Annotated in this window: 23 protein-coding genes; 20 read left to right on the top strand and 3 right to left on the bottom strand. The window is 67.2% G+C overall.

All coding sequences use genetic code 11. From position 1 onward, the window contains the following. The first annotated feature begins 35 nt into the window (after positions 1-35). The 3 genes from EDF57_RS04700 to EDF57_RS04690 all read left to right on the top strand — a co-directional run bounded on the left by EDF57_RS04700 (position 36) and on the right by EDF57_RS04690 (position 2,388). Positions 36-725 carry a helix-turn-helix domain-containing protein gene (locus EDF57_RS04700; protein ID WP_165921469.1) on the top strand — a complete coding sequence of 230 codons (690 nt, stop codon included), beginning with the start codon at positions 36-38 and terminating at the stop codon, positions 723-725. 167 nt (positions 726-892) lie between these two features. After that, positions 893-1,285, top strand: a complete 393-nt coding sequence (locus EDF57_RS04695; protein ID WP_132267811.1) for a response regulator — start codon at positions 893-895, stop codon at positions 1,283-1,285. After that, positions 1,282-2,388 (top strand): HAMP domain-containing sensor histidine kinase, encoded by a 1,107-nt coding sequence (locus EDF57_RS04690; RefSeq protein WP_134093290.1) that lies wholly within the window; start codon positions 1,282-1,284, stop codon positions 2,386-2,388. The genes EDF57_RS04695 and EDF57_RS04690 overlap by 4 nt, the downstream gene beginning before the upstream one ends. Here the strand turns inward: EDF57_RS04690 and EDF57_RS04685 are convergent. Further along, a complete protein-coding gene (locus EDF57_RS04685; protein WP_243840878.1) occupies positions 2,368-3,702 on the bottom strand; it encodes a hypothetical protein in 1,335 nt (444 codons plus the stop codon). The genes EDF57_RS04690 and EDF57_RS04685 overlap by 21 nt on opposite strands. A 633-nt stretch (positions 3,703-4,335) precedes the next feature. Between EDF57_RS04685 and cpaB the strand changes: the two genes are divergently transcribed. The 16 genes from cpaB to EDF57_RS04605 all read left to right on the top strand — a co-directional run bounded on the left by cpaB (position 4,336) and on the right by EDF57_RS04605 (position 21,517). Beyond that, the gene (gene cpaB, locus EDF57_RS04680) at positions 4,336-5,292 is read left to right on the top strand and encodes a Flp pilus assembly protein CpaB (protein ID WP_134093289.1); all 957 of its coding nucleotides are present in this window, start codon (positions 4,336-4,338) and stop codon (positions 5,290-5,292) included. Next, positions 5,289-6,500 carry a pilus assembly protein N-terminal domain-containing protein gene (locus EDF57_RS04675; RefSeq protein ID WP_132267818.1) on the top strand — a complete coding sequence of 404 codons (1,212 nt, stop codon included), beginning with the start codon at positions 5,289-5,291 and terminating at the stop codon, positions 6,498-6,500. The genes cpaB and EDF57_RS04675 overlap by 4 nt, the downstream gene beginning before the upstream one ends. A gap of 1 nt (position 6,501) precedes the next feature. Next, entirely contained in the window at positions 6,502-7,665 is a 1,164-nt protein-coding gene (locus tag EDF57_RS04670) for a histidine kinase (protein ID WP_132267819.1), read from the top strand. After that, on the top strand, positions 7,662-9,047 hold the full coding sequence (locus EDF57_RS04665; protein ID WP_134093288.1) for a CpaF family protein: 1,386 nt from the start codon (positions 7,662-7,664) through the stop codon (positions 9,045-9,047). The genes EDF57_RS04670 and EDF57_RS04665 overlap by 4 nt, the downstream gene beginning before the upstream one ends. Continuing rightward, complete coding sequence (locus EDF57_RS04660) at positions 9,041-9,943, top strand: type II secretion system F family protein (RefSeq protein WP_134093287.1); 903 nt, start codon at positions 9,041-9,043, stop codon at positions 9,941-9,943. Before EDF57_RS04665 ends, EDF57_RS04660 begins: the two co-directional genes overlap by 7 nt. 17 nt (positions 9,944-9,960) lie before the next feature. After that, positions 9,961-10,836, top strand: coding sequence for a type II secretion system F family protein (locus EDF57_RS04655; protein ID WP_134093692.1), 876 nt, complete (start codon positions 9,961-9,963; stop codon positions 10,834-10,836). Next, the gene (locus EDF57_RS04650; RefSeq protein ID WP_134093286.1) at positions 10,836-11,606 is read left to right on the top strand and encodes a tetratricopeptide repeat protein; all 771 of its coding nucleotides are present in this window, start codon (positions 10,836-10,838) and stop codon (positions 11,604-11,606) included. The genes EDF57_RS04655 and EDF57_RS04650 overlap by 1 nt, the downstream gene beginning before the upstream one ends. Positions 11,607-11,608: 2 nt before the next feature. After that, positions 11,609-13,405 (top strand): pilus assembly protein TadG-related protein, encoded by a 1,797-nt coding sequence (locus EDF57_RS04645; protein WP_243840877.1) that lies wholly within the window; start codon positions 11,609-11,611, stop codon positions 13,403-13,405. Between the two features lie 76 nt (positions 13,406-13,481). Beyond that, the gene (locus tag EDF57_RS04640) at positions 13,482-13,652 is read left to right on the top strand and encodes a Flp family type IVb pilin (RefSeq protein ID WP_132267828.1); all 171 of its coding nucleotides are present in this window, start codon (positions 13,482-13,484) and stop codon (positions 13,650-13,652) included. A gap of 9 nt (positions 13,653-13,661) precedes the next feature. Then, on the top strand, positions 13,662-14,096 hold the full coding sequence (locus tag EDF57_RS04635) for a TadE/TadG family type IV pilus assembly protein (protein ID WP_132267830.1): 435 nt from the start codon (positions 13,662-13,664) through the stop codon (positions 14,094-14,096). After that, positions 14,097-14,558 (top strand): hypothetical protein, encoded by a 462-nt coding sequence (locus EDF57_RS04630; RefSeq protein WP_132267832.1) that lies wholly within the window; start codon positions 14,097-14,099, stop codon positions 14,556-14,558. Between the two features lie 38 nt (positions 14,559-14,596). Further along, complete coding sequence (locus EDF57_RS04625; RefSeq protein ID WP_243840876.1) at positions 14,597-15,616, top strand: response regulator; 1,020 nt, start codon at positions 14,597-14,599, stop codon at positions 15,614-15,616. A gap of 220 nt (positions 15,617-15,836) precedes the next feature. Continuing rightward, a complete protein-coding gene (locus EDF57_RS04620) occupies positions 15,837-17,060 on the top strand; it encodes a GGDEF domain-containing protein (RefSeq protein WP_243840875.1) in 1,224 nt (407 codons plus the stop codon). A 232-nt stretch (positions 17,061-17,292) separates the two neighbouring features. Then, positions 17,293-17,598, top strand: a complete 306-nt coding sequence (locus tag EDF57_RS04615; protein ID WP_132267835.1) for a hypothetical protein — start codon at positions 17,293-17,295, stop codon at positions 17,596-17,598. Further along, on the top strand, positions 17,595-20,600 hold the full coding sequence (locus EDF57_RS04610; protein ID WP_134093283.1) for a hybrid sensor histidine kinase/response regulator: 3,006 nt from the start codon (positions 17,595-17,597) through the stop codon (positions 20,598-20,600). The genes EDF57_RS04615 and EDF57_RS04610 overlap by 4 nt, the downstream gene beginning before the upstream one ends. Then, positions 20,597-21,517 (top strand): diguanylate cyclase, encoded by a 921-nt coding sequence (locus EDF57_RS04605; protein ID WP_132267839.1) that lies wholly within the window; start codon positions 20,597-20,599, stop codon positions 21,515-21,517. Before EDF57_RS04610 ends, EDF57_RS04605 begins: the two co-directional genes overlap by 4 nt. Positions 21,518-21,624: 107 nt before the next feature. On the opposite strand, the gene EDF57_RS04600 is transcribed toward EDF57_RS04605, so the two are convergent. Further along, complete coding sequence (locus tag EDF57_RS04600; protein WP_134093282.1) at positions 21,625-22,677, bottom strand: Glu/Leu/Phe/Val dehydrogenase dimerization domain-containing protein; 1,053 nt, start codon at positions 22,675-22,677, stop codon at positions 21,625-21,627. Positions 22,678-22,813: 136 nt separating this feature from the next. Here EDF57_RS04600 and EDF57_RS04595 point away from each other — a divergent pair, with 136 nt between their 5' ends. Beyond that, a complete protein-coding gene (locus tag EDF57_RS04595) occupies positions 22,814-23,275 on the top strand; it encodes an Lrp/AsnC family transcriptional regulator (RefSeq protein WP_132267842.1) in 462 nt (153 codons plus the stop codon). A gap of 31 nt (positions 23,276-23,306) precedes the next feature. Here the strand turns inward: EDF57_RS04595 and EDF57_RS04590 are convergent, their stop codons facing one another. Then, a complete protein-coding gene (locus EDF57_RS04590) occupies positions 23,307-24,098 on the bottom strand; it encodes a hypothetical protein (protein WP_134093281.1) in 792 nt (263 codons plus the stop codon). Positions 24,099-24,340 lie beyond the last annotated feature (242 nt).

Raw genomic sequence — 24,340 nt, 5'->3', positions numbered from 1 at the left:
CCGATCAAGGAGAGCATGCCGATGAAGGAGGCCCGATGAACTGGGGCAACCAGAGCCTGCCCGCCCGTTTCGAGCGCGATGCGCGGTCGAACCTGCCGCGCTTCAGCCTCCTGCTCGATGCGCAGGTACGGGCCGACGGGCAGGAGGCGGACGTGGTGGTGCACAACCTCTCGCAGGGCGGCCTGCTGGTCGAAAGCGACGTCGAGCTGACGGTCGACGATGTGATCGAGATCGACCTGTCGGAGCACGAACGCGTGCGCGCCCGGGTGATGTGGCACAGCGAGAGCTTCTACGGCTGCCGTTTCGAGACGCCGATCTCCGCGGCGGTGCTGGGCGCGGCCCGGCTGCGCGCGGCGCCGCTCGCGGCCGAGGAAGCGGAAGAGGAGGACGCTGCCGATGCCGCGTCCGATACCGATGACGATGCGCAGGAATCGCTGGCCCGGCGCCTGCGGCGGCTGCGCAAGCAGAACGGCTTCAGCCAGGGCGAACTGGCTGAGCGGATCGGCGTCAGCAAGCCGACGGTCTGGGCCTGGGAGCACGGTCGCGCCCGTCCGCAGGATGCCCGCCTGAAGGGAATAGCCGAAGCGCTGGGCACCACGGTCGACGAACTGGACGGCCTGCCGCGCACCGATAACCTGGCCTTTCTCATGGCCCAATATCGCGATCAGATCGCGACCCACTTCAATGTCGCACCGGCGAAAGTGAAAATCGTAATCGAGTTCTGAATTCGATTGCAGGCATTTTTTTAAGCCGTTCGAACGGCTTGACGTGAAAGTTCGTGCATCCCGCTTTCATTTATTGATAATGTCCCGCGCTTATAGGAGTAACGATGTCCAGTGGCGATCCACCAGTGGCTGCTGGTGGCGGACGTCACACGGAGGAACGGGATCGGATGCGGGACGACCAGGCCAGGGTACTTGTTCTCGATGATTTTTCGGCCATCGTCGAAGAGTTGCTGACCCTGATGTCGCTTCACGGCATTCCCGGCGTCGGTGCCGCCAATCTCACCGAAGCCGTGGACATGCTGGAGCGCCATCCCGCCGTCAGCGTGGTCGCCTGCGACTTGCGGCTGGACCGCGAATCGGGGCTCGACATCGTATCCCGCGTCCGCAAGCACCCGAAGCTGGGCGCGCGGGAATTCGAATATGTCTTCATCACCGGAGACCAGATGCGCGAGGATCTGGTGGCCGGCACGTCGCATTACACGTTCCTGACCAAGCCGGTGCAGCCGCAGGCGCTGATCGGCACGATCCGCAAGATGCTGGCCAACGGTGTCGGTGCGTGACGGGGATCGGCGATGATGCGGCCGCCGCGAGCGGCCTGATAGAGGCTTTGCGCGAGCATGTCGGCCTGCGGGTCGTCAGCGACCTGCGCCTGGATGCGGCCGCGAAGACGATCCTGTTCCGCCGCGAGAATGCCGGGGAGGGCGAGCAGCCCGAGGCCCTGGCGATCCATTCCGAGGATGTCCTGCGCCTTGCCGCACTGAGCGGCCGCTCGGACGTGACGACCGATCTTCGCACCGGCCCGCGCAGCACTTTGACCGTGATCCTGCGCGGCAACCTGGGCGGCATGCATTGGGCCAGCGCGGTGTTCTTGAACGCGCCCGAGCCGCGCGTGTCCCACGAGGAAATGGGGCACGAGGCCATGGCCGAGCGCGCCCGCATGGCGGATCTGGGCGAAAGGGCGCTGACCCTGGCCCATGAACTGCGCCAGCCCCTCTTCACGATCTCGATGGCGAACGAGAGCCTGCGCCTCATGCTGGACCGGCCCGACACCACGCGCTCGCGCCTTCAGACCAGCGCCTCGCGCATTGCCGAGCAGGTCCTGCGCGCCCAGGTCATCATCAAGCGCACGCTGGGTCAGGCCGCGGACGAAAAGATCGTCGCCCGCCATACCGACGTGATGGAAGCGGCCGCCAGCGCGGTGGAGTTCCTGGAAGCGCTGTTCGAGCGGGCGGAGATCGCCGTCGAGCTGGAACCCACGGGCCTTTCCGCCTGTGTCGCGTTGGGGCGGGTGGAGCTGGAGCAGGTCTTCGTCAACGTCCTGCGCAACGCCGCCGACAGCATCCAGTCGCGCCGCGCGGCAGGCTGGGACGGGGAGGGGCGGATCGCCATCGCCCTGGAAGGCAAGCCCGGCCAGATGCGCTGCGTGGTGACCGACAATGGCGCGGGCCTTTCCGCCGATCTCGAACGGCTGGCCTTCGAACCGTTCTTCACCACCAAAGCGCAGGACGGCACCGGCCTGGGCCTGCACATCTGCCGTCAAATCATGGAAAAGGCCAAGGGCGGCATCCGGCTGGTGTCCAATCAGGGCGTGGGCGCCCGGGTGGAAATCTGCCTGCCTTCCGCGTCGGGCAGGCCGGCAACCTCAGATGTCGTCGCGGCCTAGGCGGATCACGAAACGCGTGGGCTGACTGGATCGCAGCATGGAGCGGAAGTCCCCGCCCGCCTCGATCGCGACCTGTTCGACCAGCCAGAGCGTGGCATGGTCCAGCTTGCAGCCGGGGGCAGGCGCCTCGTTCTCGTCGATGCACTGCACCGTCACCACGACGTGAACCGGCGTCATGGCGGCGCGCAGCAGGACTTTGCCCTTTCGCTTCTCGCTGCCCGGCCCGATGAAGCTGCCGAAGGCACTGAGCAGCGCGGCCACCGCCATCATCTCCAGCGCGCCGTGATGTTCGGGCAGGAGATGGTCCAGGGCATTGCCGTCCAGTTCCACCGAGACGCCGTGGTGCCGCACGTTGGACTTGGTGGCGGCCACGGCCCGCTCCAGCGCGCTACGCACGCTGAGCGCGCTGCGCTCCTTGTCGCCATCGCGGCCGAACCACCGGAACAGGCTGAGGATGAAGGCCGCGGCCTCGGTATGCGTGGAAATGCGCGCGACCCGGTCCAGCAATTGCTTGCGGCTCTCTTCGCCGATGTCGAGCTGCTCGACGATATAGCGCATGTTGCCGTTGGCCATGGAGATCACGTTCAGCGGCTGCGCCAGGTCGTGCAGCATGCCCGCGGTTACGCGCCCGAGCAGCAGGTCGCGGGTGACGGGCACCAGGCCGTCCTCGCCCCAGGCCAGCAGCCGGGCGTCGACCATGGCCAGGTGCCGCGCGAGGCCGGCACCCAGGAACGCGGCGCTCAGCGATCCGGTGAAGACCGCAACGGTCGCCGGCAGGCCGGGGGCGATCAGCGTGGCGCAGAAACTGGCCATGGCGACCAGCAGTGCCAGCACCCAGGTCCAGCGCGGCGCGCGCAGCAGCACGGTGACGAGGCTGCGCGGGAAGAACCCGGCCGCGGCGACCATGCCCAGGGTGGTCCAGTAGGCGGGCGCGATCCGGGCCTCGGGAATGAGGTAGAAGCCCGCGCTGAGGGCGGCGGTGACCAGCGCGGCCTTGATCGTCTTGTGCAGGACGAAGAGAGCGCCCGCTGCGGCCGAACCGATCACACCGGCGGCGGGGGCATGGCTGGAAACGAGGCCGAGGCAAAGCGCGCAGAGCGCGATGGCGCCGGGATAGAAACGCGTGCCGTCTTCCCAGGCGCGCAGCCGCATGGCCAGTTGCGGTGCGAAGCCTGCGCCGCGGGAGGCGCTCTTGCCCCCCGGCAGGCCGTCGTCGTTGGCCCCCGGTGCTCCCGACGACCCGGCCCCGGAAGAGTTGGTCCCCGCCGGAGCAGCCGGCGGAAATTCCACGACGTTGTTGTTCGGCACTATCATTGCAGTCTTGCCCCCGAGCCCGGATCGGACGCCCTGCGTCTGCGAGTCCGGACGGATCGATGATTGCCAGCCCGACGGGTTTTCGCAACCGCGAAATAAACCTGATAGAAGGTTTTATGCGGTCGTAAGTAAATAGACTAACAAAGCGCCGTTCAGCTGGATCCGCAAGCCGCTTTCAGAATGTTAATCCGGCGATAATCTTCGCAAATGTCGGCGGAAGCCGAAGAGAAGCGTCAGACGAGAATGCGCAAAGCAGGCGATCCATTCTGTTCTGCTCTTGCCTTATGCTTTCCCTGCTAACGCATAACCGGCTTTTGCGTGGATCGGAAAGAACCGATCCGAACATGTTTGGCGATAGTCTTGGCATACCCCTAAATGGCCAAAGATCAGGATTGACGCCTGATTTGGACGAAATGAGCAAAGGTATACTTTCCGGGGCTTTAACGCTTGAGAAAGACTCCCGCTGATTGCGGTCGTATCGGCTATTTCTCCATCTCGGATCATATCCGAGAGCCGCTATCATTCATACGCAAGACGGCGATTTCAGCCGTCGAATGATTGAAAATCTCCAATTCGGATCTTCGGGGCAGTCGATCCGATTTGCGTAGACGCAAGGGACCAGGGGGAATGGGCATGCGGCTCGGTTCGAAGGCGAAGCTGACAATCGGCGTCGGGCTGGTTGCGGCCTGCTGCTTTGCCTTTCTGGGGGTTCGCGAACTGGGACGGGCTGCCAGGCCGGTGGCCGATGCCGCCGCCCGCATCCCGCTGGGCAAGTCGGAGCCTTCCTACACCGTGCTTGCCGCCACCACGCGCGACATCAAGGTGGGCGAAACCATCACCGCCGACATGATCCGCAATGCCCAGTCCGATCCCGCACGCTTCCCCACCGCCGTGACCCCGGCAGAGATCGTCGGCAAAGTGGCCACGCAGGACATTCGCGCCAACGCGCTGATCCCCCGCACGGCGGTGGGACAGGAAACGAAGCTGGCGATCCGCGTGCCGATGGGCATGCGCGCGATCAGCATCGACACGACGGCGGAAATCGCCGTGGCCGGTCTCGTCCGGCCGGGAGACCGGGTGGACGTGCAAGTCGTCTATCCCGGCGAAGACGCCCTCAGCGGCGCGCGGGCCAGCGGCGTCAGCCGCGCGCGCACGCTGCTGCAGATGGTTCCGGTTCTGGCCGTGGGCGAGGCGGTGGTCGGCACCCAGCCTGCAACTGGCGTGACGGGCACGGTCGCGGCCGAGCCGCCGCCCGCCCGCACGGTGACGCTGGCCCTTTCGCCCGAGCAGGTTTCGCAGCTCTCGCTGGCCAAGAGCACGGGCGCGCTCACGCTTTCGCTGCGCAACCCGGGCGACAGCGTCGAAGTGGCGGTTTCGCAAGTGGCCTCCGCGCCGCTGCCGCGCCCGGCCATGCCCTATCCGGTGCCGGCGCCCGCTTATGCGGCCCCCCGCCCCGCCCCAGCGCCCCGCCCCACGCCCGCAGCGCGCCCTGCGCCAAGGCCGGGTAGCCAGTCCGGCGGCGCGCAGGCCATCGAACTCGTCGTCGGCGGCAATCGCCAGGTCATCTATTCCGGGAGTGCATCGCAGTGAAAGCCCTGATCGCCTCCTGCGTCCTGGCCGGAGCCGGCCTTGCCGGCGCCTCCCTGGCCGCTCCCGCCCATGCCCAGGCGCGGGGCGAGGAGCAGCAGGAACTCCTGCAAGTGGACGACCAGCGCACCCTGTCCTTCCCCAAGGCGATCGGCCGGGTGGAAGTGAGCCGCGAGAACGTGATCGGCGTCTCGGCCCCGACCGCGCAGTCGATCCGCATCAAGGCGCTGGCGGTGGGCGATGCCGTGCTGACCGTCTTCGCGCAGGACGGCACCGTCATGGGCGAACGCAACGTCCGCATCGGCGGCGCGGGCTTTACCGGCCAGGCCGCGGGCTACCGCCCCGGTGAGAAAGTCGTGGCGGTGGACGTGCAGTTCGCGGCCGTCTCCAGTTCCACGCTCAAGGCGCTGGGCTTCAGCTTCGCCAAGCTGGCCGGAGACCTTCAGGGCGCCGTGATCTCGCCCAGCGGGGTCAACAGCTACAGCAACGACCGGACCGGCCTGTCGATCGACGCTTCGGTGCCGATCCAGAGCGCCTTCAACCTGTTCCTCTCGGCCCGCAACCACGGGATCGGCGCCGTGCTGAGCGCGCTCTCGTCCAACGGACTGTCCCAGCTCCTGGCGCAGCCCACCCTGCTGGTGCGTTCCGGCGAGCAGGCCAGCTTCCTGGCCGGCGGCGAATTCCCGGTGCCGGTGCCGCAGAACAGCGGCGGCAACGGCAATACCCTGTCGATCGAGTACAAGGAATTCGGCGTGCGCCTGACGGTGACGCCTTATGTGCTCTCCTCCGACCACATCGTGCTGAAACTGGCGCCCGAAGTGAGCGAACTGGACTACAGCAACGGCGTGCAGCTTCAGGGCTACGTGGTGCCCGGCATCCGCCGCCGCTCCGCGGAAACCACCGTAGAACTGGGCAGCGGCCAGAGCTTCGTGATCGCCGGGCTCAACTATACCAACAGCGCGATCACCAAGGACAAAGTGCCGTTCCTGGGCGACCTGCCGGTGCTGGGCGCCTTCTTCAAGCGCCAGCAGACCCAGAAGGAACGGCAGGAGCTGATCATCGTGGCGACGCCGCGACTGGTCGAGCCCGGCACTGCGCCGGTGGCGCTGCCCTCGGCGCCCGGCAATCCCGATCCCAGCCTCGGCCAGATGATCGTCGGCAACGACGGCGTCGAGCAGTCCGTGAAAACCTTCGGCGTCGTGAGGCCCTGACATGCCCAAGATCCACCTCCTCTCCGTAGACCGCACGCTGGCCCAACGCCTGACGGACGCCATGGGCGAGCATGTCGCCGTCGAAATGGTGCAATCGCTGGAGCACAGCGATCTCGATGGCCCCGGCATCGTCGTGATCGACCATGCCTCGGTTCCGGCGGAGCGCTCGCTCTCGTCCTCGATCGGCGAAGTGGCGCAGATGGCGCCGGGCCGGGCGGTGGTGGTCGCCACCGAGGACATGTACGCCGGGCAAGTGCTGCAGGCGATCCGCGCCGGCGCGGCGGACGTGCTGCCGCGCGCGGCGGCGGGCGCCGAAATATCCGAAATCCTGACGCGGGTGATGAACACCGCGCTCACCACGCAGGGCCGGCTGGGCCGCCTGACCATCGTGCTCGGCAACGACCGCGAGGCGCTGCCGATGCTGGCGACCGACATGGCGCTGGCCTGCAGCCTGGCCCAGATGCCGACGCTGCTGGTGGACTTCACTTTGCCCACCAGCACGGCCGAGGCCTATCTCGACCTCAAGGTGGACTACGGCGTGGCCTCTGCCGTCGCCGATCTCGACCGCATGGACACCAGCCTGCTTTCGGACGCCCTGGCGCGGCACGAGGCCAGCGGCCTGTCCCTGCTGACGTTCGACGGCGGCACCGGCGCGGAGCCGGCCGGTGTCGGCCCCAACGACGTGGTCGGCCTGATCCAGCTGCTGCGCGCCAACTTCGCGCAAGTGGTGGTTTCGGCAGGCAGCCTGCGCCATGGCGGCCTGCTGCGCGAACTGGCCTCCCAGGCGCAGGCCATCGAGATCGTCTGCAGCCAGTCGATCCGCGAACTCGAAGCCTGCCGCCGCCTGCTCGACAAGATCGCGCTCGACACTGCCAGCGGCAATCGCATGCGCCTGCTGGTCTGGGACTACGATCCGCGCATCCTGCTCGACGGCCGGCGCATGGCCGACGTGCTGGGCGTGGAGGCCGTGATGGGCGTGCCGACGGACCGCGTGCGCACCGCCAATGCCCTCAATGCCGGCCGCCCGCTGATCTACGACCGGGAGAGCGGCGCTTATGGCCAGGCCGTGCGCCGCGCCTGCAACATCGCCGCTCCGACCAAGTCCGGCGGCAGCATCGATCGCATGCGCCGGGCCATCCTGCGCTCCGTGGAGCGCAGCGCATGAGCCTCCTGACCACCGAGGAACTGCAGGAGGGCCTGGCCGCGGGTCGCCGCAAGTCCGCGGTGGCGCAGCCTTCGGCCCAGCGCATGAGCGACAGCTACCAGGCGGTCAAGGCGATCACCTGCCAGCAGGTCATAGAACAGCTGGAGACCCAGGGGATAACCGCGGAATCGCTGGACCAGCGCACGCTCCGCCACGAGATCGAACAAGTCATCAACAGCCGCAGCCGCCGCGGCCAGCTTGCCCTCAACAGTGCCGAGCGCCTCCTGCTGATCGAGGACGTGGAGGACGAAGTGGTCGGCCTCGGCCCACTGGCGCCGCTGCTGCGCGACGGTTCGATAGACGACATCATCGTCAACGGCGCTCACGCCATCTACGCCGAGCGCGGCGGCCTGCTGCAGCGCGTGGAAACGCGCTTCCGTGACGATGCCCATCTCATGAACATCATCCAGCGCATCGTCGGCCCCATCGGCCGCCGCGTGGACGAGGCGACGCCCTTCTGCGACGCCCGCCTGGCGGACGGATCGCGCGTCAACATCGTCATCCCGCCGATCGCGCTCGACGGCCCGCTGGTCTCGATCCGCAAGTTCCGCCTTCAGGCCCTGACGCTGGACGACTGCGTCGCTGGCGGCGTGATGAGCGGCCCGATGGCGACTTATCTCGCCGCTGCCGTGCGCTCGCGGCTCAACGTCCTGATCTGCGGCGGGACCGGGGCGGGCAAGTCCACCCTGCTCAACGTGCTGTCGGGCTGCATCAGCAACCACGAACGCCTCGTCACCATCGAGGACGCGGCCGAGCTGCAACTCTGCCAGGACCACGTCGTGCGGCTGGAAACCCGCCCGCCCAGCGTGGACGGCAGCCGTGAGGTGAGCGCGCGAGACCTCGTGCGCAACGCCCTGCGCATGCGGCCGGACCGGATCATCCTGGGCGAAGTGCGCGGCGTGGAGGCGGTGGAGATGCTCCAGGCCATGTCCACCGGCCACGACGGGTCGATGGCGACGCTTCACGGCAATTCCCCGCGCGATGCGCTGTCTAGGCTGGAAATGCTGCTCGGCTTCGCGGGGCAGCAGAACGACGTGCGCGCGGTGCGGCGCTTCGTGGCCAACAGCATCCATGTGATCGTCAACATCCAGCGCCTGGCCAGCGGCATGCGCCGCGTCACCTCGATCAGCGAAGTGACCGGCACCGAAGGCGACGCCTTCACCCTGAACGAGCTTTTCCGCTTCGAGGAGCAGCCGCCGATGTCGGGGGAGGGCACGTTCCAGACGCTCTCGCCGCGGCCTTATCATGCGGCGCGCCTCAAGGACTATCCGATGCCCGGGCTGGCGCAAGGCTCCACGGGTTCGGGCCTTGCCAGCGGCCGGGGAGCTTCGACCGCATGGTGAAGGGCGCCGCCTATCTGATCCTGGCCCTGCTGATCCTGGGCGGGGTGCTCTTCGCCCTCCTGGGCGAGCGGGCGCGCAGCCTGGCGGCCATCGACCGGCGCCTGGCCGGGCTGACCACGCCCGGCTCCGCGCCGGTGCGCTCCTCGGTGGCGATTTCGGTGCCGGAACGCATCGCGCCGCTGCTGGCGCAGGCCCAGCTGGAGATCACGGTGCAGACCGTGCGGCTGCTGGCGCTGGTCGGCCTGGGCCTGGTCTTCCTGGTGCTGGTGCTTGCCGGCCCGGCTTTCGCGCTGGGGGTGCTGCTCGGGCTGCCGATGGCGGCGCTGTCCTGGCTGCGCGGCCGCGCCCGCAAGCGGGTGGACGCCCTGACCGAGGCCCTGCCGCTCTATCTCGACGGCGTGCGCCAGCTCCAGGCCGTGGGCAACTCGCTCTCGCAGGCCCTGGCCCGCGCGCTGGCGGATGCCTCTCCGGTGGTGCGCTCTTTCTTCGACACGGCCGCGCGGCGACTGGAAATGGGCGCGCCCGTGGCCGAGACGATGCAGCAACTGGCTGACCGCATACAGGTTCCCGAAGTGTCGATGATCGCCGCTGCCATTCGCACCAACTTGCGCTACGGCGGCTCGATCGGCGCGGTCTTCACCAACCTGGCGCACATCCTGCGCGAGCGCCTGCGCATCCGCCGCGAACTTGTCGCCGCCACGTCGGAGGCCAAAGTCAGCTCGCGCGTGCTGATCGCCATGCCGCTCCTGGCCATGATCGGCCTCGTGCTGATGAACCCGGCCTATCTCGACTTCTTCATCTCGGATTCGCGCGGACGGTCGCTTTCCTTCCTGGCGATCGGTCTCGAAGTGGCGGGCATCCTCATCATCCGCCGCATGCTGAGGCTTGAGTTCTGATGCCGGCGCTCGGCCCCATGCTCCTCTTCGCCCTGGCGGCGGGCAGCCTCGTGCTGGTGGTTTTCGGCGTGCGGATGCTCGATGCCGACGCCCGCCTGCGCCAGCGCATAGACGGGCAGTCCGGCCGCGCCGGCGGCGCCTCCACTGCTGCCCGCTTCCCGCTGCCCCGCGTGTTCGTGGTGCGCGGGCGGGACCGCGAGGAAGTGGAGCAGAAGCTGCGCAAGGCCGGCTATTTCGAGCCCGGCGCGCTGGAGGCCTTCGCCTGGCTCCGCCTGGCCGCGACGGCCGCCGTGGCGCTCGCCTCGATGCTCGCCTGCCTGGCCACCAGCGGCAATCCGCTGCGCCCCCTGTTCCCCACGCTGGCCTTGTCCGGCCTGACCTACATCGGCGCCAAGTACGCCCTGCGCATGCGGGCCGCCTCGCGCGAGCGTATTCTCACCGCCGAGTTTCCCTTCCTGCTCGATCTCATGCTGATGATGCTGGAGAGCGGCGTCTCGCTGGACCAGTGCTTCCGCGCCATCGCCCGCGAAGAGCGCGTCGCCGTGCCGCATCACGCGCGGCTGGTGGCCATGCTGGTCGAGGATCTGGACCGGGGGCAGGACTACCAGCTCGCGTTCGACCGCTGGGCCGCCCGCGTGGCCGTGACCGGCGCGCGCGAACTGGCCACGGTGTTCCGGCAGTCCCTGTTCCAGGGCATGGAGCTGGTCCCGGCGCTGCGCGAATTCATCCGCGAGTTCTCCCAGCGCCGCGTCGCCCGCGCCCGCGAGGCGATCGGCACGATCACCGTGCGTATGGTGATCCTGATGCTCGTGTTCTTCATGCCGGCGCTGTTCATCGTTCTCGCAGGCCCGCCGGTAGCCGCCATTCTCGACACTTTGGGGAGCGTCAAGTGATGATCCGTCGCCGCCTCTTTCCCGTGGCCCCGGCAGGGCTTGCGCTCGCCGCTGCGGTCCTGTCGCCCGTTCCCGCCCTGCTTTCCCGCCCGCTGGCGGGCCGCGCCTTTGCCGCCGAAGCCCTTGGCGCGGAAGCGTCCGGCTCGACCCGCCAGCTCTACCTCGTGCTGATCCAGCAGGCCCGCAAGGACGGCCGCCAGCGGGCCGCGCTCGCGTTCCTCGATGATTTCGACCGGCAATATCCCGGTGACCGGGAATCGCGCATCCTGCGGATCAATTGCCTGCTGGACCTCGGCCAGAACGACCAGGCGCAGGCCGCCCTGGCGCAGATCGCCGCTTCGGACCACAGCGCCGAGGCCGAGGCCGTGCGCGGCCATGTCCTGGCCGCGCAAGGACGCTGGCCGGCGGCGGCGGAGCAATATCGCACCGCGCTGCGCGTCAGCCCGGCCGATCCGCTGGCGAGCAATGCCCTCGGCTACGCGCTTCTGCGCGGCGGAGAGGCGGGGCAGGCGGTGGAAGCGCTCAAGGCCGCACGGGACCTGGCGCCGGGCAACGAAGTGGTGCGCAACAATCTCGCGCTGGCGCTGACCGTCGCCGGGCGCCGGGCCGAGGCCGAGGCGCTGCTCGCCACCGTCCGCGATGCCGCCGCCCGGTCCACGCTGCGCGCGCAGATCGCGGAACAGGCCGCGCTTCTGCTCACCTCGGCTTCACCCTCCGCAATCCCGGCGGCCCCGGTCGCAGCGCCCACTATCGCGGCGCGGGAGAACTGACCGTGGCCCGCCTCCGCCCCTTCCCCAGACTGCGGCCCCTGCGCGAACTGAAAGGCGACGAGGGCGGCGTGATCGGGCCGATGGTGGCGGTGCTGGGCGTCTCGCTGCTGGGCGCGGCGGGGCTCGCTCTGGATGTCGGGCTCTACTACCAGGGCAACCGCGACTTGCGCGCGGCCACCGAGGCGGCGGCTCTGGCGGCCGCCATGGACCCCTACCGCGCCGAAGCCCGCGCGCGCGACTACCTGACCCGCAACGGCTACGATCCCGCCGTGCTCAAGTCGGTCCAGATCGGCCGCTACTGCGCCGACATCGGCCAGGCCACCGACCAGCGCTTCGACCCGACGATGGCGCGCTGCCCCGGCAACGGCCTCGCCAATGCGGTCCGGGTGGTCACGAGCAAGGCAAGCCGCCGTTTCCTCACCGGCGTCCTGGGCGAAGCCGGCCCGATCCCCGACCTCACCGCCACCGCCTCCGCCGCCCGCATCGATGAGGCGGGGGTGAGTGTGACTTCGGGGCTGCTGACGATCTCGAACCCGCTCGTCACCCTCGTCAACAACCTGCTCGGCGCGCTGCTGGGGATCCAGTTGCGCCTGACAAGCACCGACATCGAAGGTTTGATGAACGGCAATGTCGATGCCGGCCTGTTCTTCGACGCGTTGGCCGGCAGGACGGGCTTCACCGGGACTTATGGAGACCTGATAAAGGGCAGCTACGGCCTTCGCGACATCGCTACCGCCGCGGCCGCCGCCACCACCGATGCGAAGACCAGAGCCGGCCTGACCGCCTTTGCCGGGCAGGTGACCAACAGCTACCGGGTGCCGCTCTCCGGCCTCTTTTCGGTGGGCGTGTGGAAGAACATGCCGGTGGGCGGGGCCGATGCGCAGCCCGCGCTGCGGGCCGGCATGAACGCCTACCAGCTCGTCTCCTTCGCGTCGCAGGCGAACCCTGCCGTGATCGACCTTTCCACCCTGACCGGACTGGTACTGCCGGACAGCGTGGCGAGCATCAAACTGGGCGTCTCCGGCTTCGATGCCATGCCGCGCTTTTCGTTTGGCCCCGCCGGAGAGACCAGCGTGGGCACTTCGCTGATCCGGCTGGGCGTGAACCTGAAGATCATCGACATTCCGATCCCCGTTCTCGGAGACCTGGCCAAGGCCAACGTCCCCCTGATCGTCGATGTCGCCGCCAGCAGCGCCAAGGTCTCGGCCATCGACTGTACCGGCAGCACCGAACAGGGCCGCGACACCCAGGTGACCGTCCAGGCCAACAGCGGGCTGGTGAACGTCTATCTCGGCAGCGCCCCGGCCAATGCACTCACAAAGGTCATGCCGCCGCTGACCGCCAGTGACATCACCCCGGCGACGATCATCAGTTCGAAGCTACTGTTCATCCCCCTGCTGGAGGTGACGGCGCGCGCCGCGGTGCAGCCGGTGACCGGCGCCAGCTCGTCGCTCGTATTCGGGCCGGGAGGGACCGGCACGGTCGGCAGCCCATCGCTCCAGGGCAAGGCGGTGACGATCGGCAACGATGTCTCGCTGGGCGCCACGGTCACCTCGCTGACCACCAGTCTTCTCGATCAGGGGGGGCTGGAAGTGAAGCCCCTGGGAACGTGCCTCGGCACTTGCAACACGCAGCTTCGCCTCTCGCTGGTCAATGGGGTGGTCCAGCCCGTTGCCGGGCTTGTCAGCGGTGTGGTCGATCCCCTGCTGAACAACCTGCTTTCGGTGCTGGGCATCCAGCTCGGACACGCGACCGTCTGGGTGACCGGTGCGCGGTGCGGAGTGCCTGTTTTGATTTAGTTTTCATGAAGACTGCCACCGGAGTCCTCCAACCGGTTGCGGAAATTTAATCGGAGGAATTGGGGAGTATTGAGCCATGAATACCATTCGTAAGCTTTTCGCGCGTCTGATGACTGACGAACGTGGTCTGACGGCCGTAGAATATGCAGTATTGGGAGCGATTGTTGTGGGCGCTATAAGCAGCATCGGCACGGCATTTGGCAGCGGACTTACAGGCGCGTTTCAGGACATGATCAATAACTTCTGAGGTTGCCGGATGAAGTTCCGCAGATCAGCTTTGTATCTGTTGAAATGCAACCGCGGAATGGCGGCGCTGGAGTTTGTCTTTCTCGCTCCGGCGCTGCTGGCCCTGGTCTTCGGGATCATCATCTACTCGATCTACTTCAGTGCGCTGATCGGCGTGCGGCAGGCTGCGGCCGAAGGGGCGCGGGCTGCCGTTGCCGGGCTTTCCACCAGCGAGCGCGTCGATCTGGCGCAGAAGCGGGCGAAGCAGGTTGTCGATGGCTATGGCCGCATTCTCGGCAGCGGCACGTCCGCTGTAATAACCGCTTCATCGGATGGAGTGGGTGCGTTCAAGGTCAAAGTCAGCTATGACATGAGCGGCAGTCCAATAATGAAATACGGGAACTTCGTTCCCTTGCCATCGTCGAACGTAGAAGCAAGCGTCGTCGTGACAAATGGGGGATATTGAATGGCTGGTCTGAGTTATTTCAATCTGGCCTTGCTGATAATCTTGCTTCTCCCGGCGGTGATTTTGCCTTGGGAGGGGCGAAGGCCACCTGATCTTCTCTATGTTGTTATCGCTATCGGCGGCCTCAGCTTCGCTGCGCTGAAAGGCGGCGCGCCCGCGCTTGCCTGGGCGATGGCGGCGGGCGCCGGGTGTCTGATACTGGTAGCCGGCAGTGTCGCCGCCCTGCGCGCGGGCATGGGGCTGAGGGTGCTCACGGGCAGCCAGATCAAGCTTCTTGCCGCCGGGGCTACCTGGCTCGGTCTGGTCGGCGCACTGACCATGATCGCGATCACAGCCATGACGCTGCTCGTACTGGCAAGCGCACAGCAATTCCGCACCGCCGCGCGCCGTCCCGACTCGGGGGCGATCGTGGCTGTCGCCATCTTCTGCGTGGGCCTTCAGCAGGTTCTGCCGTCAATCTGAAAGGGGCAACCGTCGCTCAGGCGAGGTTGGATGTGCCGATGAACGTAATGAATCCCAGCTGGCGGTCCCGCCTAGGAGCCATGCTCAACCCGGCCCAGCCCCACGGGGCGGCGGACGAGGATGCCGTCGGCGATGAAACGATGCGGCCCGAGCCGGTTCTCATCGTCGACGACGATGAGGATTTCGGCAGCGAATGCGCCTTCAGCCTGCGGCTCATGGGCTATGACCCGATCGTCGCCACGAGCGCGGAAGAGGCCATGGCCCTGTTCGAGAGCAACGAGATCTCGATCGCCATCGTCGACTACAACATGCCCGGGCAGGACGGCATCGCGCTGATTCACGCCCTGGGCCAGAATGCCGAGGCGCGGGGCCTGCGCCTTCAGTTCATTATGGCCACGGGCTATGCCAGCAAGGATGTCGCCATCGACGCCATGCGGGCATCGGCGGTGGATTTCCTGGAAAAGCCGATCAACCAGTCGGACTTGCGCCAGGCCCTGCAGCGCATCAAGGGCCTGCGCCAGACGCCCGACGCGCGCGAATCGCTGCTCGGCAAGATGTCCAGCCTCAGCACGGAACTGCAGCGGCTGGCGATGCTGATGGACGATCCCGGCGCGCAGCCGCAGATCCGTGCGGGAGACCTGGTGCGCGAGCCGGAGCCTGTCGTCAGGGTTCCGCTTTCCGAAATCCCGGCAATCCCCGAGGCCGGACAGCTTACCGACTTCATCCGCGAACTCCTGCGCAAGGAAATGAAACGCCGCGAGATCGGCGGCGGAGAATTGTTCGGCGATCCGGCCTGGGAAATGCTGCTCGACCTGCTGCTCGCCAAGATCGAGGGGCGGCGCGTTTCCGTTTCCAGCGCCTGCATCGCCTCCGGCGCGCCGATGAGCACGGCGCTGCGGCTGGTGCGCCGGCTGGTCGGCGAAAGCGTGCTTTGCCGCCTGCCCGACGAACACGACCGGCGCCGGCACTTCCTGATCATCAACCCGAAGTTCGAAGGCCCCTTGCTGGAGTACCTGACCGAGCAATTGCGCCAGCGCGCAAAATCGGGCGTGAAGTGACGGCCTGAGGATCGAAGCGCCCGCATGCGAGGTTGAAGGGAGCGGCTGCGCACGGCCGCTCCGCGCAAGTCGAGAAAAAGCAGATCTTCGGAGCCGGAGCCCAGGGAGCGACCACCGCAAACGATTCATGCGGCCGGTGGAACGGTTTGTTTACGAACAACCGTTAACCAAGCGCCATCCTTCCCGACGCGAAGTTCCCATGACCATAGATCCGCGCACAATGCTGTTCATGACGAATGCCGTGGCCTTCGTGGCTTCGGCGTTCCTGCTGTTCGAATGGCACCTGCTGCGCGAACGGTCGCTGGCTTACTGGAGTGCCGGATTCGCCGCGATCGTCCTGGGCTGCGCGATCACCCCCCTGCGCGAAGCGGGCTTCTTCATCGCCGGGGTCTGGCTGGCCAACGGCCTGCTGGTGACGGCGCATCTGGCGTTTCTCTACGGCACGGCCGCGTTTCTCGGCCGCCGGGTGTCGCCGGGCTGGTGCCTGACGCTGCCGGTCTGGGGGCTGATGCTGGCAATCCCCGACGATGCCTCGCGCACCCAAGTGCTGTCGATGATGAACGCCTTGCTGGTGGCCGTGCTTTCGCTGAAATCGGGGCACATGCTGGGCGGCCTGCGCCAGCACCGCAATCCCGATTCCGCGCTTCTGGCGTTCGCGTTCCTGGCCCACGGCGGGTTCTACTTGTTCAAGACGCTGACGGCCTTCGTCCCCGGCGCTTTCGTCAACCTCTTCCACTACACCGGCCTGATGATCTCGGTCTCGCTGTTCGAGGGGATCATGATGGAAGTGGCGCTGGCGCTGTCGATCGTCGGCGCGCTGCGGCGTCGGCGCGAGCGCAGCATCGTCCGCCTGGCCGAGCACGACCCGCTGACCGGCCTGCTAAACCGCCGCGGGTTCGACGTGCGCGCCCGCGCGGCACTGGAGGAGGAGGGCGCTCCGGCAGCGCTGCTCCTGCTGGATATCGATCACTTCAAGTCGATCAACGATGGTTACGGCCACCCCGAAGGCGACCGCTTGCTGGTGGCCTTGGGCGTTTTCCTCAATTCCACCTTGCCGGGGCACGCGATCTGGGCGCGACTGGGCGGCGATGAATTCGCCATCCTGCTGCCCCGCACCGATTCCTTTGCGGCGCAGAGCTTGGCCAAGGCGCTCTGCCGCGGCTTTGCCAGCGTCGGCGGTGGACGCGGGAACGGCGGTACGCTCAGCATCGGCTGCGCGACCCAGTCGGCCGGCGCGATCGACCTTGAGACGCTGTTCGGGGTGGCGGACCGCGCGCTCTACGATGCCAAACGTCAGGGCCGAAACCGGCCCAGCCACCGCGAGGTCGGCGCCGAATCGGTTGCGCCCCCGGCGCCGCGCGACCGCGCCTTTCGCAGTGCCATCCCCCTTGTGACGCTTCCGGTCGACGCGCCCCGGCCCCGAGAAATCGTTCCTACACGGTAAAGTATCGTTTCCTTTGAGTGCGACAATCGAATGCAGCATTCGGTTGATCGCGAATAGGCAAAGGCGACTTGAGAAACATTTACGAAAACAATACCTGATGCGCTTAAGCTATCGCTTTGACCCGGGGGGGACAAACTTGCGATCGAGCTACGTTGAAGTGCGAAGTCAGGATGTCCATGACACGGCGCGGCCGTTCAAGTTGGAAGGCGAGGCTTTTCGAGTCCGCGATCTGTTGCCCGCCCTCTCTCTGCTGGGCGCGGGGCTGCTGGCCTTGCTCGTGGCCTCGATCTGGAGCGACGCCACTGACGACAAGTTCGTGGTGATAACGCCGCCCGGCTGGTCGCAGGGACGGACCGTGGCACTGGTTCGCGGCATGGACGGCACGCTGGTCCGCACCGGAAACTTCGCCAACGTGGTCTTCGCCGCTTCGGCCGATCCTGCCTTTGCCGCCAGGGCCCGCGCGGCCGGCGCCTGGCTGGTGGCGCCTGCGCCGCTCGCGGCCGGATGCACCGATTCCAGCCTGGAGCCCGTGCTGTGAACGCCGCCGTAGACCGGCTGCGCAACCAGTTCGGCCATATCCTGGTCCCGCTGCTCTGGGGTCATGTCCTCATCCAGGCTGCTGTCGCCCAGACGCTGAGCACTTCGGGGAGCTGGTCGGCGCTGCGGGCCGGGATCGCGGCAGCGATCGTCGCCGCCGCCTATCATGTCACCTGGCGGCGGTTCGGCACGGCGCCGGCCACGCGCTATCTCTCGGCCGTGGCGCTCATGGCGGAGCCGGCCATGCTGTTGTTCCTGCTGCGCGGGCACCCGTGGCAGATGGACATGCACATGTACTTCTTCGCGATGCTGGCGCTGACGATCGCCTGGCTGGACCGGGAAGCGATCCTGGTGGCCGCGGCCGCCATCGCCGCGCATCACGTCGTATTGCTCTATCTCCTGCCCTATGCGGTGTTCCCGGGCGCGGGCAACCTTGAGCGGGTGGCGCTCCATGCCACGATCGTCGCTTTCCAGACCGGCGTGCTGGTCTGGCTGAACAACATGCTCCACGCCAGTTTCGATCGCAGCGCGCGCATGAGCGAGGAAATCGTCGCCAAGAACGCCGCGCTGGAGGAACGCACGCGCGAGGCCGAAGAGGCGACCCGCGCCAAGTCGATGTTCCTGGCCAATATGAGCCACGAGATCCGCACGCCGATGAACGCGATCCTGGGCTTCTGCCATCTGGTATCGCGCACCGAACTGGACGAGCGCCAGCGCGGTTATGTCGAGCGGATCAGCAGTGCCGGTGCATCCCTGCTGCGCCTGATCAACGACATTCTGGACTATTCGAAGAACGAGGCCGGCAAGCTCACTCTGGAAGCACGGCCTTTCGACCTTCGCGCCGCGATTGCCGGGCAAGTGCAGCTGCTCTCGGTGGAGGCGGCGGCGAAGGGCGTGCAGATCGTGCCGCAGATCGATCACCGCCTGCCTGTCAGCGTGGTGGGAGACGAACTTCGCTTTTCGCAAGTCGTGCTCAACCTGCTGAGCAATGCGGTCAAGTTCTCCGACCGGGGCGCGGTGACCATCGGCCTCGACTTGCTCTCAGCCGGGGACCAGGCGCTGGAAGTGACGCTTTCGGTGCGCGACCACGGCATCGGCATGAGCGCGGAGCAGCAGGCCAGCCTGTTCCGCTCCTTCTCGCAAGGGGACAACTCCACCACCCGCCGCTTCGGCGGCACCGGGCTGGGCCTGGCCATCTGCCGCCAGATCGTGGAGCAGATGGGCGGCGACATCCGCGTGGACAGCGCTCCCGGGCAGGGCAGCACTTTCACCTGCCGCATGCGCTTCGCCGCGCGCAAGGCGCTGGGGGAGGGTGCCGTTCCCGCGCCGCATATCCGCGGGCTGCGGGTGCTCGCAGCCGATGACAACGCGGCGGCGCGGCATCTGGTGGAGGAGATCTTCGAAGGCTGGGACATGGGCGTGGACCTTGTCGCTTCGGGCGAGGAAGCCGTTTCCGCCTTCGGCAGTGCAGCCGGGCGCGATCAGGCCTACGACCTCGTCCTGCTCGACTGGAAGATGCCCGGCATGGACGGCATGGAGGCCGTGCGCGAGCTTCGCCGCATGCAGCACGGCGCGCCGTCTCCGGTGACGCTGATCGTCACGGCGTATTCCGTGGACGAAATGGCCGCCGAAGCGGGCGAGGCGGGAGTCTCCGCCTTCCTGACCAAGCCGATCGAGCCCCATGCCCTGCTGGAGACCATCACCTCGCTCTTTGCCGAAGCCGCCATCGAGCATGGCCCGGGCCATGCCGAAGCCGCCATCGAGCATGGCCCGGGCCGCACCGCGCCGCATCGGCGCCGCGGCAGTCCCAGCCTGGCGCCGCCCCCGGTCGAGACGGTGGGCGCCGAAGTGGAAGGCAAAGTCGATCCCCGCCTGCGCGGCCTGCGGGTGCTGCTGGTCGAGGATAACGAGATCAACCGCGAAATCGCGACCGAACTGCTGACTCATGCCGGTCTTGTCGTGGATTGCGCCGAGAACGGGCGGGTTGCCTGCGACAAGGTGGCCCAGAACGGCAGGGCCTATGCCGGCGTGCTCATGGACGTGCAGATGCCGGAAATGGACGGGATCGAGGCCACGGCGGTCATCCGCCGCACCTGGCCCGCAGAGGAACTGCCGGTCATCGCCATCACTGCCCATGCTTTCGATGCCGAGCGGCAACGCTGCCTGGACGTGGGCATGAACGACCATGTCGCAAAACCGGTCGATCCGGCTCAGCTGATCCGCACGCTCAATCGCTGGCTGAAGCCCGCGCGCGAAGGCATCGCGCCTGCGGCGAGCGTGGTGGCGGAGAAGCCGGTGGGAACGGACGCGGCAGAAACCGCGAAAGCGTGCGCGGCCATGACCGACCTGCCCGACCGGCTCGGCCCCTTCGGCATTGCCGAGGCGCTGAAGCGCGTGAACGGCAAGGCGTCTCTGCTCCGCAAGCTGATCGTCAGTTTCGCGGGAACTTACGCCCATGCCGCGCAGGACATCCGGCAACGGATCGCGGCGGGGCAAGTTGCCGATGCCCGGCGCGTGGCCCATAGCCTCAAGGGCGTGGCGGGATCGCTGGAACTGCGCGAGCTCCAGGCCTGTGCCGCCGATGTCGAACACTGGCTGGCGCGCCACGATCTGGCACCGGCCACTGCCGCGCTGGCGGCGCTCGAACCGGAACTGGCCAGGGCCGTCGCCGCGGCGCGCTCGCTGGCAGAAACGCCCGCGATCAATCCCGTCGTACCGACCGCCGATGTCGATCCCGGTGCCGCGCGCACCGGCAACCTGGCCGACGGGCGCGAGGATCTGCGCGCCCTGCTGCGGCGCCGCAGCCTGAGCGCACGCGGCGCCTTCGACCGGCTGGCGCGCGATATGGGCCTCACTGAAGCCGAACGCGCCGCTCACCCTCTGCACGAGGCTTTGCAGCGGCTGGACTATGCCACTGCCCTGGCTCTGCTGGACGAATTGCCGGGCGCTCCGCAAGGTAACCCGGCCCCTGAAGGCCCCGTCTCTCAAGGAATCCCTTCGTGACCAAAGCGACCATTCTCGTCGTCGATGACGATGTGGCGAATATCGAGATCATGAACGCCGTGCTCGAAGACGACTACGACGTCTGCTTCGCCACCACCGGCGAAGAAGCGATCGAGACGGCGCGGTCGGTCGATCCCGACCTGATCCTGCTCGACGTGATGCTGCCGGGCCTCGACGGTTTCGAGGTCTGCCGCCAGCTCAAGACGGATCCCGTCATGGCGGACGTGCCGGTGATCTTCATGACCGGCCTCGGCGATGCCGAGGACGAGATGCGCGGGCTGTCGCTGGGCGCGATCGACTATGTGGCCAAGCCGATCCAGCCCGCCGTCCTGCGCGCACGGGTAAGCAACCATGTCGAGCTGAAGCGCCTGCGCGACAAGCTGGCCGAACTGGCGGTAACCGACGCGCTCACCGGCCTCAGCAACCGCCGCCAGCTGGAACGGACGCTGGAAGGCGAGTGGGTGCGGTTGTGCCGGACCGGGGACTGGCTCTCGGTCATCATGCTGGACATCGATTTCTTCAAGCAGTTCAACGACACATATGGCCATGTCGCGGGGGATCGCTGCATCGTCATGATTGCCGCTTCGCTCAACCGCGCCCTGCGGCGGATGACGGCGGTGACGGCGCGCTATGGCGGTGAAGAATTCGTCTGCATCCTGCCGGGCGCCGATCCGGTTACGGCGATGCAGGTGGCGGAGGAGATCCGGCGGCAGATCAATGCCCTGCAGATCCCGCATGAAACGTCGAACGTCAGCCCTTGCGTCACGGTCAGCGTCGGCGTCGCCAGCGCGCGCTGCACGGGCGACACTTCACCTGAACGCTGGATCGCCGAGGCCGACAAGCAGCTCTACCTCAGCAAAGTGAGCGGGCGGGACCGGATCGTCGCCACCGAATTCGAAGTGCCCTGTTTGGGCTGAAGGGGGCCTGGGCTAAAGGGGGTTTGGCTGAAATCGGCCCGGACGACAGCGTATAGGGAGAACGTCGTCCCGGGTCAGACCCGGGACGACGGATTTTCCGGAAGCTGTCAGGCCGGTTCGGCGACGCGTTCCTGCATCAGGCGTTCCGCCGTGCGATCGGCCACGGTCGAAGGGGCGAGGCCCTGCCTTGCGGCATCGTCCAAAACGGCGGCGACGCGCGGGCCGATCTGGAGGACGCGCTCGCGCACTTCGTCCGCGCTCTCGCGCAAGTATTCGGCCGCCACGTTGATGATCCCGCCGGCATTGGCGACATAGTCGGGCACGTAAGTCACGCCGCGTTCGAGCAGGCGCGCGGCCATGTCCTCGCTGGCGAGTTGGTTGTTGGCCGCGCCGCAGACCAGCTGGGCCTTGAGCGCGTCCACCGTGGCCTCATCGAGCGCGCCGCCGAGCGCGCAAGGGGCGAAAACGTCGGCCGCAACCCCGGCGATCTCGTGGAGGGGGACCACGCGGGCGCCATGGCGTTCCGCCATGCGTGCGCAGCGCGCGGGGTCGATGTCGGCCACGATCAGTTCGGCACCGGCCTCGGCCAGCAGATCGCACAAGTGCGCGCCGACATTGCCGACGCCCAGCACCGAGACGGTCATGCTCGAAAGCCCGCTGCCGGACCGAAGCGCGACGGCCGCCCGCATCGCTTCGAACACGCCCAGCGCCGTCCAGGGCGAGGGATCGCCGCCGGCGCGGCCGGGCAGGGCGGTGCGGCCCGCGACATGGTCGGTATAACGGGCGACCGCTTCCATGTCGGCCACGGAAGTGCCCACGTCCTCGGCCGTCACGTAACGACCTTCAAGCCGCGCGACGGCCTGGCCGAAAGCCTCGAACAGAGCGGCGCGATCGAAATCGCCGGCCGGGCGGCGCAATACCGCCTTGCCGCCGCCGAAGGGCAGTTCGGCCATGGCGTTCTTGTAGCTCATCCCTTCGGCCAGACGCACGGCATCGGCCATGGCGGCGCTTTCGTCGGGGTAAGTCCAGAAGCGGCATCCGCCGGCGGCCGGGCCGCGTGCGGTCGAGTGAATGGCGATCACCCCGTCGAGACCGGCTGCTTCGTCGTAGAGACGGACATATTCCATCGGCGGCGTCATGCGGCTGGCGCGGGCGACCATTTTCGAACTCCAGTCAGGATGGCGTGATTGCCGCCTGCCTTATGACAGTTCCGCCGAGGGCATTCTCTCCTCATTCCGGGCCGATCGGGCTGATTGAGAGCAAGACTGACCTCATAAATGCTGATATGGGGAAGAAATGACCGATCTTGATCCCTACGAGCGGAAGATTCTCCGCGAACTCCAGCGCGACGCGAGTCAGACCACGGCCCAGATCGCGGAACGGGTGGGTCTGTCATCCTCTCCGTGCTGGCGCCGCATCGACCGGCTGGAACGCGAAGGCTTCATCAAGCGCCGGGTCGCCCTGGTAGATCGCAAGAAAGTGGGGCTGGACGCGCATGTCTTTGCGCAAGTGAAGCTCAATGCCCATGGCCGCGCGAACCTGGACGAATTCTCGGCCAAGATTCGCGAATTTCCCGAGGTGCTGGACTGTTATGTGCTGATGGGCTCGATCGACTTCCTGATCCGCGTCGTCGCTGCCGACATCGAGGCTTACGAGAAGTTCTTTTTCGAGAAGCTCTCCCAGTTGCCGGGGGTGCAGGAACTCAACTCGATCGTCGCGCTCTCGGAGATCAAGGCCACGACGGAACTGCCGATCTGAAGGCGGCCGGTTCCGGGAGCGCTGGGGCGTGTCAGTCCTCCAGCTTGCGAATGCGGTTGTAAAGCGCGCTGCCCTGTTCGCTCGGCTCGATGGCCCAGCTTCGCCTCGCGCATTGCCGGGCGCGTTCGAGCAGTTCCGCGTCGCGGCCCAGTTCGTAGCGGTCGAGCCAGAGGTTGCCGCGCTGGATCAGGAGGATGCGCATCTCGTCCTTGTCGAGGCCGCTCGCCTTGCGCGTCACCAACTCGGTATGGGGGATAGCCTCCACCGACCGGCCCGACTCCCGCAAGGCCGATACCAGCGCGATAACCAGGTCGCCGGGAGGTGGATCGCCCGCCCCTTCCAGCCAAGCGGCGGCAAGTCTGGCCTCCTCACGCGGGGTACCGTACTTGCGCGCCAGGCGAAGGCCTTCGAAGCGGTCCTCTCGCCAGGGCAAGCGGTAGGCCTGCGCGGCCTCTACCGCCGCCAGCAGGGGCAGGCGATCGTCTTCCTCGACACGGGCGCGAAAGCCGAATGCGATGAGCGCGCGCTCGGCCTTGTCGCGCGCCGCGTCGGCGGGCGTGCGCAGCTCCGCGATCGTAGCGGCCAGCGCGGGCGTGATCAGCACATATCCGGAGGCGAGGGGCACGCTGCGTGTTCGGCCCGAGGCAAGGCGAAGCTGCACCGCGCGTGTATGGGGATCCACGCGGAGGATCGTGGCCGTGTCATCCGGGTCGTCCAGGTAGAAAGTGCCATGGAGCAGTGCCTCGATCAGGGCCTGGCTGTTTGGCCTATGGAGCAGCGGCACGATGTCCTCGCCGCTGATGTCCTCATCGTCGATAGCCACTTCCGCAGACCTCCTTCCTGAGGGGCCGTTCTAAGGCCTTTCGGCAAGGGTTGGATATAGCTTGGGCACCCCGGTCCAGGATTCGCCTCCGGCTGCACCTCTTCAGGCAGCAGGAAGGCGGCGGCTATTGGAAAGCGGCGGCGGGCCGTGGTTTTTGGCGAGTATGTCGTTTTTTTGAAATTAGTGTTTGACCGAATCACGGGTGGCACTTAGAGGGCCTCTCACCGCAGCGGACCACACGG

This window comes from Novosphingobium sp. PhB55 (assembly GCF_004368805.1).
GTDB lineage: Bacteria > Pseudomonadota > Alphaproteobacteria > Sphingomonadales > Sphingomonadaceae > Novosphingobium.
This window is presented reverse-complemented; position numbering and strand designations above follow the sequence as displayed.

Excerpts from the sequence above, each read along its gene's own strand:
- EDF57_RS04640 (WP_132267828.1), top strand. The coding sequence starts at position 13,482 with ATGAATACCATTCGTAAGCTTTTCGCGCGTCTGATGACTGACGAACGT.
- EDF57_RS04665 (WP_134093288.1), top strand. The coding sequence starts at position 7,662 with ATGAGCCTCCTGACCACCGAGGAACTGCAGGAGGGCCTGGCCGCGGGT.
- EDF57_RS04660 (WP_134093287.1), top strand. The coding sequence starts at position 9,041 with ATGGTGAAGGGCGCCGCCTATCTGATCCTGGCCCTGCTGATCCTGGGC.
- EDF57_RS04630 (WP_132267832.1), top strand. The coding sequence starts at position 14,097 with ATGGCTGGTCTGAGTTATTTCAATCTGGCCTTGCTGATAATCTTGCTT.
- EDF57_RS04700 (WP_165921469.1), top strand. The coding sequence starts at position 36 with ATGAACTGGGGCAACCAGAGCCTGCCCGCCCGTTTCGAGCGCGATGCG.
- EDF57_RS04600 (WP_134093282.1), bottom strand. The coding sequence starts at position 22,677 with ATGGTCGCCCGCGCCAGCCGCATGACGCCGCCGATGGAATATGTCCGT.
- EDF57_RS04655 (WP_134093692.1), top strand. The coding sequence starts at position 9,961 with ATGCTCCTCTTCGCCCTGGCGGCGGGCAGCCTCGTGCTGGTGGTTTTC.
- EDF57_RS04670 (WP_132267819.1), top strand. The coding sequence starts at position 6,502 with ATGCCCAAGATCCACCTCCTCTCCGTAGACCGCACGCTGGCCCAACGC.
- EDF57_RS04650 (WP_134093286.1), top strand. The coding sequence starts at position 10,836 with ATGATCCGTCGCCGCCTCTTTCCCGTGGCCCCGGCAGGGCTTGCGCTC.
- cpaB (WP_134093289.1), top strand. The coding sequence starts at position 4,336 with ATGCGGCTCGGTTCGAAGGCGAAGCTGACAATCGGCGTCGGGCTGGTT.
- EDF57_RS04595 (WP_132267842.1), top strand. The coding sequence starts at position 22,814 with ATGACCGATCTTGATCCCTACGAGCGGAAGATTCTCCGCGAACTCCAG.
- EDF57_RS04625 (WP_243840876.1), top strand. The coding sequence starts at position 14,597 with ATGAACGTAATGAATCCCAGCTGGCGGTCCCGCCTAGGAGCCATGCTC.
- EDF57_RS04635 (WP_132267830.1), top strand. The coding sequence starts at position 13,662 with ATGAAGTTCCGCAGATCAGCTTTGTATCTGTTGAAATGCAACCGCGGA.
- EDF57_RS04685 (WP_243840878.1), bottom strand. The coding sequence starts at position 3,702 with ATGATAGTGCCGAACAACAACGTCGTGGAATTTCCGCCGGCTGCTCCG.
- EDF57_RS04695 (WP_132267811.1), top strand. The coding sequence starts at position 893 with ATGCGGGACGACCAGGCCAGGGTACTTGTTCTCGATGATTTTTCGGCC.
- EDF57_RS04620 (WP_243840875.1), top strand. The coding sequence starts at position 15,837 with ATGCTGTTCATGACGAATGCCGTGGCCTTCGTGGCTTCGGCGTTCCTG.